A 12256-nucleotide genomic window follows, 5' to 3' on the forward strand; every position below is an offset into this window, starting at 1 on the left:
GCGCAGGCGGCCCTTGTCGTCCTTGCAGGCGTTGGGGTATTTTTTGACCTTCTCGATGTCCTTGATGGTGATGAGGCCCATCAGCTTGTCGTCGCCGTCCACCACCAGCAGCTTCTCGATGCGGGTCTGGTGCAGCTGGCGCTTGGCCTCCTCGTCGCTGATGCCCTCGGGCACGGTGATGAGGTTGCGGCTGGTCATGACCTCGCTGACTGCGGTGTTGTTGTCCGTCACGAAGCGCACGTCGCGGTTGGTGACGATGCCCACGAGCTTGTCGCCGCGGACAACAGGCAGGCCCGAGATGCGGTACTCGCTCATGAGGGCCAGCACCTTGCCCACGTTGTCGTCCGGATGCACGGTCACGGGATCGTGAATCATGCCGGACTCGCTCTTCTTGACCTTGTCCACCTCGCGCACCTGGTCGCGGATGCTCATATTCTTGTGAATGACGCCCACACCGCCCGCGCGCGACATGCTGATGGCCATGCGCGCCTCTGTGACTGTGTCCATGGCGGCGGAAAGAAGCGGGATGTTCAGGCGGATTTCCGGGGTCAGCTGGGTGCTTACGTCCACACTGTCGGGCAGGACTTCAGAATAGTCCGGAACGAGCAGCACGTCGTCAAAGGTAAGCGCCTTGCCGATGATCTTGTCCTGCATGGAATCCTCCCGGGGGGCTTGGCCGCCCTGTTGCGTGTTGCGCGAAAAAATAAAGTCCGGGCCGTTTCTACAGGCCCAGGTATGCCTTCTTCACCGCATCGTTGGCAAGGAGCTTGTCGCAGGCGTCCTCGAGGGTGATGCGTCCGTTTTCCATGACATAACCGCGGTGCGCCACCTTGAGGGCCTGGTTGGCGTTCTGCTCCACCAGGAAGATGGTGGTGTTGCTCTCGCGGTTGATCTGCTTGATGATGTCGAAAATCTGCCGGATGATGAGCGGGGCGAGGCCCAGGGACGGCTCGTCGAGCAGGAGCACCTTGGGCCGGGCCATGAGCGCGCGGCTGATGGCCAGCATCTGCTGCTCGCCGCCGGAAAGGGTTCCGCCAAGCTGCTTGCGGCGCTCCAGCAAAATCGGGAACAGGCCAAAAACCTGGTCCAGGTCGCGGTTGACGCCGTCCTTGTCCGAGCGCAGGAAAGCGCCCATGTCCAGATTCTCCTGCACTGTGAGATCCGGGAAGATGAGGCGGCCTTCGGGCACCTGGCTGATGCCCAGCTGCACGATCTTTTCGGGGCTGACGTCGTTGAGGACGCGGCCCTCGAAGAGCACCTCGCCCTTGCGCGGCGGCACCATGCCGCAGATGGTCATCAGCGTGGTGCTTTTGCCTGCGCCGTTGGCGCCGATGAGGGTGATGATCTCGCCCTCGCCCACCTTAATGCTTACATCGCGCAGGGCCTGGATGTTGCCGTAGAACGCGTCGATATTCTTAAGCTCAAGCATCGCTTTCCTCGCCCAGGTAGGCCCGGATGACCTGCGGATCGGCGCTGACCTCTGCGGGCGTTCCGGTTGAGATGACGCGGCCATATTCCATCACGTAGATGCGGTCCGACAGGCTCATGACCATCTTCATGTCGTGCTCGATGAGGAGCACGGAAACCTGGAATTCCTCGCGGATGCGGATGACCATCTCCTTGAGTTCAAGGGTCTCCTGCGGATTCATGCCCGCTGCGGGCTCGTCCAGAAGCAGCAGGAAGGGCTCCGTGGCCAGCGCCCGGGCGATCTCCAGCCGGCGCTGCGCGCCATAGGGCAGGTTGCGCGAATATTCGTTGGCGACCTTTTCGAGCCCGACCTTCTTAAGAAGCTGGTAACTGCGGTCCACAACCTCCTGCTCTTCCCGCCGGGCTTTGGGCCCGCGCAGCACAGCGCCAAGAATTCCCGCCCTGGTGCGGCAGTGCCGCCCGATCATGACGTTCTCAAGGGCCGTCATGGAGGGGAAAAGCCGGATGTTCTGAAAGGTTCTGGCCATGCCCAGCTCGCACACCAGGTTGGTGCGCATGCCGTTGATGCGCACACCATCGGAGCGCGCACCGTCGGCGCGCATTTTCCTGCCGTTGGTGGGATACGCCAGCACCTGGCCCTCAGAGGGGGTGTAGATACCGGTGATGCAGTTGAAGAATGTGGTCTTGCCCGCGCCGTTGGGGCCGATGAGCGCCACGATCTCTCCGCTGCGCACCTCGACGTCCACATCAGAAAGGGCGCGCAGACCGCCGAAGTTCATGCTCATGTTGCGGACTGAGAGGACCGCGTTTTGTGTCTGTTCCATCACGCAGCTTCCGTATTGATCTTATAGACCTTGCGCTTGGCGCGGATAAGCCCCTGCGGCCTGAAGACCATGACCAGAATCATGGTGGCGCCGAAGATGAGCATCCGGTACTCGCTGAAGGCGCGCATATACTCCGGCAGCAGGATGAGCAGGAACGCGCCCAGGATGACGCCCAGCACCGAGCCCATGCCGCCCAGCACAACGATGGCCAGGATCATGGCCGACTCCATGAAGGTGAAGCTGGCCGGATTGATGTAGGTGGTTTTGGCCGCGAACACCACGCCCATGAGCGAGGCCAGGGTCGCCCCCAGGGCGAAGGCCATGAGCTTGGCGCGGGTGTTGTCGATGCCCATGGCCTGGCAGGCGATCTCGTCTTCGCGCAGGGCCAGCCAGGCGCGGCCAATGCGCGAATCCTTGAGCCTGGCGGTGACGAAGATGGTTAGCACCACCAGGGCCAGCATAATGTAGTAAATGTACGTCGTCGCCTGATCAACGCCATAGGTGACGCCGAAAAGACCAGGCCGGGAGATGTTCGAAATGCCGGCGGGGCCGTTGGAAAAGGCGCTCCAGTTCTCAAGCACCAGCCGAACGATCTGCCCGAAGCCGAGGGTCACGATGGCCAGATAGTCGCCGCGCAGGCGAAGCACCGGAAACCCAAGCAGTATGCCAAAAAAAGCCCCAAGAATGGCTCCCAAGGGCAGAACGGTCCAGAACCCAAGCTGGAAATGGTGATTCAAAAGGGCGTAGGCATAGGCACCAACGGCGTAGAAGGCCACGTACCCCAGGTCCAACAGTCCCGCCAGGCCCACTGTGATGTTCAAGCCCAACCCCAGCACCACGTAAATCAGAGCGCTGATCAGGATATTGGTCTGGTACATGGAAAACACCCAGGGGAACGCGACAGCGACCAGCAGGCCGAAGGCCATGAGCGGACGCATCACGCTGGGATTCTCAAGCCAGAGCGAAAGGGCGGACTGAGTCTCGCCCCCGCCGGAGTCCCGGTTGGCGGCGCCGCGGTCCCTGCGGTCCATCAAAAAGTGCCAGGCCACGGCCAGCACGAAGCTGCCCACCAGCATGTACGCAAGATGCATCCAGCGCCAGGTTACTGTCTTTTCCACCGTGTCCACGCGGATGACCATGACGGGCAAGGTCAAAAAGGCCAGCCACAAGGCTGCAATGGCGGATTTCTTGAGATTGCCGAGGAGGTTCGCTACTGCCATGACGCTACACCTTCTGGGACCGCTGCTTGCCGAGCAGGCCAGCGGGACGGAAGATAAGGATGAGCACCAGCAGGCAGAAGGCGAACACGTCCTCGTAGTCGCTTGAGATATAGCCTGCGGCGAAGCTCTCGGTCCAGCCGAGCACAAGCCCGCCCAGGACCGCGCCGGGAATGCTTCCGATGCCGCCGAGCACTGCGGCAGTGAACGCCTTGATGCCCGCGAGAAAGCCGATGGCGAAGTTTATCTGCCCAATGTGGGAGGCGATGAGCACTCCGCCCACAGCCGCAAGGCCCGAGCCGACCATGAAGGTCACGGAGATGACCTGGTCCACATTGACGCCCACAAGCATTGCCATTTTGCGGTTCTGCGCCGTGGCCCGCATGGCCTTGCCCATGCGCGTGAACTTGATGAACATGGTCAACGCCACCATGACCGAAATGGAGGTGATAATGATGAACAGGTCGCTGGTGGCCAGGAAGTTGGCGTAAGGGCCCATGAACTCAAGGTCCGGGATGAGTCTTGGGAAAGGCAGAAAGTCCGGGGTCTGCGCGAGCATGACGTAGTTCTGAAGCAGGATGGACATGCCGATGGCCGAAATGAGCGGAGCCAGCCGGGGCGCGCCGCGCAGGGGCTTGTAGGCGATTTTCTCCACAGTGTAGCCGTAGGCGGCGGAATACAGCACCGCGATGATGAGGGCGATGACAAGGATGGAGAGGGTGGGCCAGCCCATGGCTGTAAGGACCCCGGCGACTATCAGCCCCATGAAGGCGCCGATCATGTAGATCTCGCCGTGGGCGAAATTTATCAGTTCGATGATGCCGTAGACCATCGTGTAGCCCAAGGCGATGAGGGCGTAGATGCTGCCCCGCGACAACCCCCCGAGAAACAATTGGAGAAAATATTCCATAAATCCGTCCTACCGCACAGGGGAAGCCTTCTTCTGCGGGCTTTCCCTTACGGAACCAGGGGACGGGCGCATCCGCCCCCGCCCCCTGGCTCGTTATCGCCTGCCCGGATGCCGGGCGGCGGAGGCTACTTCACCAGTTCGTACTTGCCGTTCTTCACCTGGTAGACGGAGAAGCTTGCGCCCTCGGCATCGCCCTTGGCGTCAAACTTAATCTTGCCGACCGGAGTTTCGATCAGCTCGGAGTGCAAGGCGGCGACAACCTTGTCGTAGTCGGTGCTGCCGGCCTTGGCCACGGCGTTCAGCAGGGCCTGCGCGGCGGCGTAAGCCTGGGGGAAGAAAGCGCCCGGCTTGCTGCCGAATTCCTTCTCGTGGTCGGCGGCGGCCTTCTTGAACACCTCGTTGTCGGCCAGAACCTGCGGGCCGGTGGCGTAGGCACCCTCGGCATCAACGCCTGCGGTCTTGATGAAGGTGTCGTCCTTCACGCCGTCGTCGGAAATGAAGTGGATCTTGACGCCCTTCTTGTGCATCTGCGTGATGATCTTGGAAGCCTCGGGGTAGTAACCGCCGTACAGCACGCAGTCCGCGCCGGAGGCCTTGATCTTCTGCACAACGGCGGAGTAGTCCACGCCGCCGGTGGTGATGCCCTCGAACAGGGCCACGGTGACGGTCTTGCCATCCGCGAAAGTCTTCTGCGCGCTCTCAGCAAAGCCCTTGCCGTAGTCGCCCTTGTCGTGAATGATGGCCACCTTCTTGACCTTCAGCTCGGACATGGCGAACTCGGCGGCGGCCTTGCCCTGGATCAGGTCGTAGCTGATGGTGCGGAAGAAGTTGGGATAGTTGCCGACCTGGGTCAGTTCGGTGCTGGTGGCCGAAGGCGACATGACAACGACCTTCGCGTCCTTGTAGATGGGCAAGGCGGCTTTGGTCGGCCCGGAGCAGGTGTGGCCCACGACGATTGCGACCTTCTCGCTCACGAGCTTGGTGGCGGCGTTGGTGGCCAGCTCAGGCTTGCACTGGTCATCCATGGCCAGCACCTCGACCTGCATGCCGTTGACGCCGCCCTTGGCATTCAATTCCTTGGCGACCAGTTTGGCTGCATTCAAGGTGGGCAAACCGTAAGAGGCGATATCACCGCTGTGTGCGCCGGCAACGCCAAGCACCAATTTCTTGGCCGGTGCGGCGGCTGTGGCGTTGGCGGCGGCATCGGCTTTCTTTTCTTCCTTCTTCTCGCCGCCGCAACCAACAGCCATAAGACCGGCCATGGCCACGCCCAGAACTGTCAAGAACCATCTCGATTTCATGTCCCAACTCCTCGCAAAAAGTTCTGTCAGCCAAGAAGTCCAAATATACCACACGGCCACGGAGCATAAGCTCCGCGGCCTTTTTCACCTTGAAGGCGGCTACTTTAGTGGAATATCCGCCTATGTCAATACGGCATTCGCCGTGTGGCCTTGTGCTATTTGGGAGCGGGGGCCGCCAATTCCTCTTGAGCACCCTTCAACACGTCCTGGTCCTTCGGGTTAAGCTGCACCACCCGGCGGAAATGGACATCGCCCTCAGCAGGCTTGTTCATGTAATGCTTCAGCAGAACGCCCATGTTGTAATGCCCAAGGACATCGTCGGGATCCTTTTTCAGCACCATGTCGAAGGCCTTCTTGGCCTCGGGGTACTCCTTGCGTTCAAAGCGAACCATGCCCATGGCCTTGTTCACATTGAGATCATCTGGCGCGGCCTTGGCCGCCAGAGTGACGTACTCCAGGGCCTTATCCCATGCCTGCATCATCATGAAGGTGTTTGCAAGCTCAACAAGCACCTGCGGGTCGTTAGGGTTCTGCTCCATCTTGCGCATAAGCTCGCGAAGCTGGTCCATGTCCACGCCCATCATACCCATGGGGCCGCCCTGGCCGCCGCGCTGCTCCTGGTGGACTTCAACCACAAGGCCGGAGCTCTTCATGCGGTACAGGAAGGAGCCAATGAAAATGGTCAGAATGGCGCCAATGAGCGCCACCAGGATGAATTTCTGCCCGTTGCTCAGAGGCGAGGTGTTCTTAATCTTTTCCGTCACGGAGCATCTCCAATTGTTTCAGTCTCTTGGATATTGACCTGCCACGAAAGGCCAGGGATGCGGCATAGGCCGCGAGAAAAAGCCACACAGCGGCGTTGGCCGCAACAACGTATCCGTTCATGAAATGCCCCCCCAACCCCTCGTCTAACGCGAAAGCATGAGCGCGTGGGCGCGCTCTTCAGCGCGGCCGTTGGCGTAGCGCGCCAAAAGCAGCGTAAGCCATAAAAGCCCAAAGGCAGCGAGATTCGCCAGCACCGCGTGCCACATCTCCGGCTCCAGCCCGCCGCCCTGGCTGGCAAGCACCGCAGGGTGAACGCTGCGCCAGATGCGCGCGGAGTAGAACACCAGCGGAACGTCAAGGAAGGCCACCACGCCGAGCACGGCGGAAACCATGGCCCGGCGCTCGCCGCCCATGCCCGAGCCGCGCAGCACCAGGTACCCCGCGTACACGAACCACATGATGAGCGTGGTGGTGAGCCTGGGGTCCCAGGTCCACCAGACGTTCCAGGCCGCGCGGCCCCAGATGGAGCCTGAAATCAGCGCCAGGCCGCTCATGAGCACGCCTATCTCGGCGGCTGCCCCGGCCAGGATGTCCGAGGCCGCATCGCGCTTGATGAGGTGGCGGATGCTGGCGCAGAACACCACGAAAAAGCTGATGAGCGCCCACCATGCCAGCGGCATGTGAATGTAGAATATCTTCTGCACCACGCCCATGGTTTCTTCCAGGGGGGCGTAGCTCCATATGAACCACTGGCCCACGGCCAAGGCCAATACGCTCAGCATCGCAAGAATCTTGATCGGCATGGTCTCACTCCAACGGCTTGCGCAGCCGCTATTCCTCGCCAGTGTACAAAAACGGGAACAAAAATGCGCCTGCGGCGGTGAACACAGCGTCAAAGGCCACGATGATTCCGACCCACAGGGCCTCATCCATTGCCGGTTCGCCGGAAAAAGCCCCGGAAAAGATGCGGATGCCTCCCAAAAGCACCGGCAGAAGCAAAGGGAACAAAATCACGGAAAAGAGCGACTCCCGCGCGCCCTGCCCCTGGGCCAGTGCGCCCAGAAGCGCGCCCAGGGAAGCCAGACCCCAGTCCACGCCGATGAGGGTGAGCAGCAGCGTGCCCCAGTCCCCCTTGATGTCCTGACCGAGGAAAACCGCAGCGGCGGGCAGGAACACGGCCTGGGACAACAGCAAAAGCGCGAACCCGGCCAGACCCTTGCCCAGCCACACGGCGTGCTCCGGCACGGGAGAGGACAAAAGGCCCAGGCGGCAGCCCTGCCCTTCCTCCAGGCTGAACAGATCATTAAACACCAGCACAAGCCCGAAGGACGAGGCCAGCCAGAAGATCGCCGCAGCGGCCTGGGGCGACACGAGTTCGGCTGTGGGACGCGAAAGCGAGAACAGGAATATCAGCAATAGGCCAAGCAGCACGGCCTGCACCAGGCCTTGCCCCCCGCCCACGGCCAGGCGCAGGTCCTTGGCCGCAATGAACGCGCCGCGCCTCAGCATGTGAGCCCCCCGGCGTCGAACCCGGCGCTGGGGCCAAAGTAGGCCACGCGGGTGTCCTTCAGGAACAGCACCTGCTCGGCGAACACAAGATCCGAGGACAGATGGTGGCTCACCCAGACAACTGCCGCGCCAGAGGCTTTCAAGGTTTCAATCTCCCGGCGAAGCAGGTCCTGCGACGCGGGATCAAGGCCGGTGCCAGGCTCGTCCAGAAACACCAGCTTGGGATTGATGAGGAACACCCGCGCCAGGTTCAGCCGCTGGGCCATGCCGCGGGAGAAGGTGCCTGCGGGCTCGGCGCCCACGCGGGCCAAGCCCACGCGATCAAGAACGGCGTCGATGTCCGCCTGACTGGGCGAGAGGCCGTACATGCGGCCCCAGAAGGTCAGATTGGCCGTGGCCGAAAGGCGCGGATACAGGAAGGTGGCGTGGCCCAGATAGGCACAGGCCTCCGGCTCCACGCGCACGTCCACCGCGCCAGCCGATGCGCGGCTCAAACCCGCCATGATCTTGAGCAGAGTCGTTTTGCCCGCGCCGTTGCCGCCCACCACAAGCAGGGCCTCGCCCGCCCGCGCGCTCACGTTCACGTCGCGCAGCACCAGGCGAGAGCCGAAGAACTTGCCCACGCCGCGCACGTCCAGGCGGATTTCCGGGTGGTCACCCGCCTGGGCGTTGACCGGGCCGGGGACAAAAACCCGGCCCGCAGCGTGCGCGGCGATTTCGGACATTATGCTACTCCTGGTCCTTGCCCTTGCGGTAGCGCAGCAGCAATAACGGCGCGATGCAGAAGATGACGCCGCCGACCCAGATCCAATTCACCAGGGGGTTCACGTTAACCTTCACTGTGGTCAGGCCGTCCTGATCGATGCCAAGCAGCACGGCGAAGATCTCGTCGCCCACGCCGGGGATGACAGAGACCTCAGCATAGGCCTGCTCGTAGCCGCGATACATGCGGCGCTCGGGCCGGACGGTGCCTATGAGCTTGTCGCCCTTTTTGACTTCCATCGCCGAGATGAGCTGGGCCATATTTTGCGAGCTCTTCTCATGAACGTCCTTCAGGGTCACGGTGTAGCCCGACACCTCAAAGCTTTCGCCGACCTTGAGCTCCTTCTCGGCGGAGATCTGGTACGGGCCGCTGAAGGCGACGCCCAGGACCATGAGGCCAAGGCCAAAGTGGACGGCGGTGGCCGCAAGGGACTTGCGGTTGCGCACCTCGGGCAGAAGCCCGATCGCAGCAAGGGCCGTGATCATGCACGAAACTGCGCCGGCTGAGCCAATAAGCGCCAAGGGCAGCTTGTAGCCCAGGGCCAGGAACAGCGCACCGGAGGCCACAAAGGCGACCGCTGCGGCGATGAGCCCGCGCTTGTCGCGCACGCCCTCTTTCCAACCCAGCCAAGGGCAGACGGAAAAGAGCAGGACAAGCAGCGCGAAGAGCGGAAGACACACGCGGTTATAAAAGTGAACATCCAGGCCCACGGGCTTGGCGCTCCACAATTTGCTGATGACGGGCCACATGGTGCCCATGCCGATGATGGCGCCGAGGGCCAGCAGCGTCCAGGCGACGATGACCAGCAGGCCCTCGCGGCTCAACAAGTCGCCCAGGCGGCGCTGTTCGCCGGTTTTGGCCACGGCGGAGACGGCGAAGGAGATGGCGGTGAAGAACAGGATGAAGGTCAGCAGAGGCATGGCCACGCCGCCCTCGCCAAAGGCGTGGAGCGACTCCACAACGCCGCTGCGCACCAGGTAGGTGCCGAACACGCAGAGCACATAGGTCAGCGCCATGATGAGAATGTTGCTTCTGGCCAGGGCGTTGCGGCGCGAGCCGACGATGGCCGTGTGCAAGACCGCGGTGCCTGTGCACCAGGGGATCAGCGAGGCGTTCTCAACCGGATCCCAGGCCCAGTAGCCGCCCCAGCCCAGCTCCATGTAGGACCACCAGCCGCCCAGAATGATGCCTGCGGTCAGAAAGGTCCAGGAGAGAATGTTCCAGTTGCGCGTGGCGGAGATCCACTTCCTGGTCTCGCCGCTCATGGCGCCGCCCAGGGCCGCGCAGGCCGGGATGACATACATGGCGTAGCCAAGCAGCAGCAGGGGCGGGTGGAAGATCATGCCCGGGTTGCGCAACAGCGGGTTCATGCCCTTGCCGTCCGCCGGAATGGGCGCGGCCTGCATGAAGGGATTCACCCAGCAGGTGAGCATGAGCAGGAAGAACCCGTTGACGACGAAGAAAAAAATCCAGAAGTACGCCCGCGTGCGCTCCGACAGGGCCTTGTAGCCTGGCGTGAACATGAAGATGGCGCCGCACAGGGCCATGCACAACTCCCAGAACAGGAGCGAGCCTTCGCTGCCTGCCCAAAAGGCCGTGATGACGTAGGCAAGCTCAAGGCCGTTGTCCACATGGCTCATGACCGAGTAGAACCCGTAGTTGCGGGTGACCAAGGCCCAAAGCATGATGCCCGAGGCGATCAACACAAGCAGGGTCACGGCCTGGTGGCCGCGCTCGGAGAAACTGACGCGCTCCTGTTTACCGGCCAGCAAGGCGGCGGCGGTCCAGCCCCCTAGAAACAGAGTGCCGATGAGCGCAAAAAGTAACGATACATACGCAGTCATTTGCATAACAGTCATGGCTCCTGGGAAGTCAGACGCGGCGAATCAGGAGACGGGGAAACGTCTCCCAAAGGCCGGGTCTACCCCCGGTTCTGCTTCTGGTACTTGGAAGGGCATTTGGTGATGAGCGTGGTGGCCGTGAAGGTCTTCCCCACGCTGTCCAGCCCGCCTTCGACGATGACCTCGGCCCCGGCCTTGAAGGCATCGGGCACCGCGCCGCGGTAACTCACGCGCAGCGTGCCGCCGGGGTTGTCCTTGTCGATCAGCTGGAAGATGACGCCTGGGCCGGGCTTCAGGAGTTCGATGCCCTCCTCCGCCACGTTGCCGAACAGCCGAGCTTGCTGAAGCTGTGCCGAGTCGGTGGCCAGGGCCTCGCCCACTTTGAGGAAATAGACGCTGCCCTTGGTCACGCCGGATCCCACGAGGTATCCGACTCCGCCAAGAAACAGCACGAGAGCTGCGATGTAGATGCCTTTGCCGCCTTTCGTGGCCATGATCTTCTCGCTGTCAGTCCGTTGTTGGCTCTTCACTTCCGAAACAACGATTGAGGGTCTTTACACGTCAAGCGCCCTTCTGTCCACTAGCACCGTCGCGTTTTGCCGAGGCTAGTTCGTTCCTGCGACGCCTTGCCAGCTCCCGCATATCAACAACTTCATCCGTCTCGTCAACGATCTCGCTGCCGAGGAGCTCTTCAAGCACATCCTCAAGGGTAACCACCCCGGCCATGCCGCCGTATTCATCCAGCACCACGAAAAGGTGGGTGCGGCTTTCCAAAAAGCTGCGCAATGCCTTGTCCAGGGTCAGGTTCTCCATGACAAAGCGCACCGGCTTCATGAGGTCGCCCAAGGTCAGCTGCTGCTGGTCATCGGCAGCGGCCTCGAACACCTGCCTGCGGTACACCACGCCGACGATATCTTCGGAGTCCTCGGAGTCTTCATACACCGGCACGCGGGTGTGCGGCCAGGCCCGGCGCCCGGCCATGGCCTCGGCCACGGTCATCTCCGCAGGCAGCGAGAACACCACGGTGCGCGGAGTCATGATCTCGGCCACGCGTTTGCTGTCCAGCGCCAGAATGCTCTTGATCGCCGATTCCTCATAAGGCTTCAGGACGCCCTGCTGCCGGGTGAGGGAGACAAGGGCGCGAATGTCGTCCTCGTCTGCATCCGGGGCCTTGTGCCGCTTGCGGATGAAGCGAACCGCGCCGCCCAGGAGCCAGATCACCGGCAAGCAGATGATGATCATCCACTTGAGGGGGGTGGCCATGAGCGGAGCCAGCTGCCGGGCATGCGCAACGCCAAGGGTCTTGGGCACGATCTCGCCCAGAAGCAGAGTGATGAAGGTGAACAGCACGGTGAACCAAACGAGGCTCTCCTCGCCGAAGAGGCGAGCGGCGGCAGCGCCCGCGATAGCCGCGCCCGCAATGTCCGCCGCGGTGTTCAGCGTCAAAAGGGCGGTAATCGGCTTTTCCATGTCGCGGCGCAGGTCCGAGAGGATCTGGCCCGCCTTTTTGCCTTCCTTGCGCATTTGCTCGATGCGGCTCAAGGGAAAAGAATAGAACGCCGCCTCGGTTATGGAACAGAGGAAGGAGATGCCTGTGGCCAGGCTGACGGCGAGGATGAGTTCAAGCATAGTATAAGCACCCGGTCCCGGCCAGCCAAAATGGAGCGATGGCCCGGTATCGGGGTTTCCTAGCAGGTT

14 protein-coding genes are annotated in these 12256 nt (G+C 62.1%); all 14 read right to left on the bottom strand.

Features of this window, described 5'->3' with window-relative positions; translation table 11 throughout:
- Nucleotides 1–654 (bottom strand): IMP dehydrogenase (locus Q8O35_RS10965; protein WP_305573202.1); only part of this gene is annotated, 654 nt, incomplete at its 3' end.
- Nucleotides 655–721: 67 nt separating this feature from the next.
- Nucleotides 722–1429 (bottom strand): ABC transporter ATP-binding protein, encoded by a 708-nt coding sequence (locus tag Q8O35_RS10970; RefSeq protein WP_305573204.1) that lies wholly within the window; start codon nt 1427–1429, stop codon nt 722–724.
- A complete protein-coding gene (locus tag Q8O35_RS10975) occupies nt 1422–2252 on the bottom strand; it encodes an ABC transporter ATP-binding protein (RefSeq protein ID WP_305573206.1) in 831 nt (276 codons plus the stop codon). Before Q8O35_RS10975 ends, Q8O35_RS10970 begins: the two co-directional genes overlap by 8 nt.
- Complete coding sequence (locus Q8O35_RS10980; RefSeq protein WP_305573208.1) at nt 2252–3472, bottom strand: branched-chain amino acid ABC transporter permease; 1221 nt, start codon at nt 3470–3472, stop codon at nt 2252–2254. Before Q8O35_RS10980 ends, Q8O35_RS10975 begins: the two co-directional genes overlap by 1 nt.
- Before the next feature lie 4 nt (nt 3473–3476).
- Nucleotides 3477–4379, bottom strand: coding sequence for a branched-chain amino acid ABC transporter permease (locus tag Q8O35_RS10985; protein ID WP_305573210.1), 903 nt, complete (start codon nt 4377–4379; stop codon nt 3477–3479).
- 125 nt (nt 4380–4504) lie between these two features.
- Nucleotides 4505–5680 carry a branched-chain amino acid ABC transporter substrate-binding protein gene (locus Q8O35_RS10990; protein WP_305573212.1) on the bottom strand — a complete coding sequence of 392 codons (1176 nt, stop codon included), beginning with the start codon at nt 5678–5680 and terminating at the stop codon, nt 4505–4507.
- A gap of 155 nt (nt 5681–5835) precedes the next feature.
- Nucleotides 5836–6444, bottom strand: coding sequence for a tetratricopeptide repeat protein (locus tag Q8O35_RS10995; RefSeq protein ID WP_305573214.1), 609 nt, complete (start codon nt 6442–6444; stop codon nt 5836–5838).
- On the bottom strand, nt 6428–6565 hold the full coding sequence (locus Q8O35_RS11000) for a CcmD family protein (RefSeq protein WP_305573216.1): 138 nt from the start codon (nt 6563–6565) through the stop codon (nt 6428–6430). Before Q8O35_RS11000 ends, Q8O35_RS10995 begins: the two co-directional genes overlap by 17 nt.
- Before the next feature lie 23 nt (nt 6566–6588).
- Nucleotides 6589–7248 (bottom strand): cytochrome c biogenesis protein, encoded by a 660-nt coding sequence (locus Q8O35_RS11005; RefSeq protein WP_305573219.1) that lies wholly within the window; start codon nt 7246–7248, stop codon nt 6589–6591.
- Between the two features lie 28 nt (nt 7249–7276).
- The gene (locus Q8O35_RS11010; RefSeq protein WP_305573221.1) at nt 7277–7954 is read right to left on the bottom strand and encodes a heme exporter protein CcmB; all 678 of its coding nucleotides are present in this window, start codon (nt 7952–7954) and stop codon (nt 7277–7279) included.
- Nucleotides 7948–8679 (bottom strand): ABC transporter ATP-binding protein, encoded by a 732-nt coding sequence (locus tag Q8O35_RS11015; protein WP_305573223.1) that lies wholly within the window; start codon nt 8677–8679, stop codon nt 7948–7950. Before Q8O35_RS11015 ends, Q8O35_RS11010 begins: the two co-directional genes overlap by 7 nt.
- Nucleotides 8680–8683: 4 nt before the next feature.
- The gene (locus Q8O35_RS11020; protein WP_305573226.1) at nt 8684–10567 is read right to left on the bottom strand and encodes a heme lyase CcmF/NrfE family subunit; all 1884 of its coding nucleotides are present in this window, start codon (nt 10565–10567) and stop codon (nt 8684–8686) included.
- A gap of 71 nt (nt 10568–10638) precedes the next feature.
- A complete protein-coding gene (locus Q8O35_RS11025) occupies nt 10639–11052 on the bottom strand; it encodes a cytochrome c maturation protein CcmE (RefSeq protein ID WP_305573228.1) in 414 nt (137 codons plus the stop codon).
- Between the two features lie 67 nt (nt 11053–11119).
- On the bottom strand, nt 11120–12187 hold the full coding sequence (locus Q8O35_RS11030; RefSeq protein WP_305573230.1) for a hemolysin family protein: 1068 nt from the start codon (nt 12185–12187) through the stop codon (nt 11120–11122).
- Nucleotides 12188–12256 lie beyond the last annotated feature (69 nt).

This window comes from Humidesulfovibrio sp. (assembly GCF_030689645.1).
GTDB lineage: Bacteria > Desulfobacterota > Desulfovibrionia > Desulfovibrionales > Desulfovibrionaceae > Humidesulfovibrio.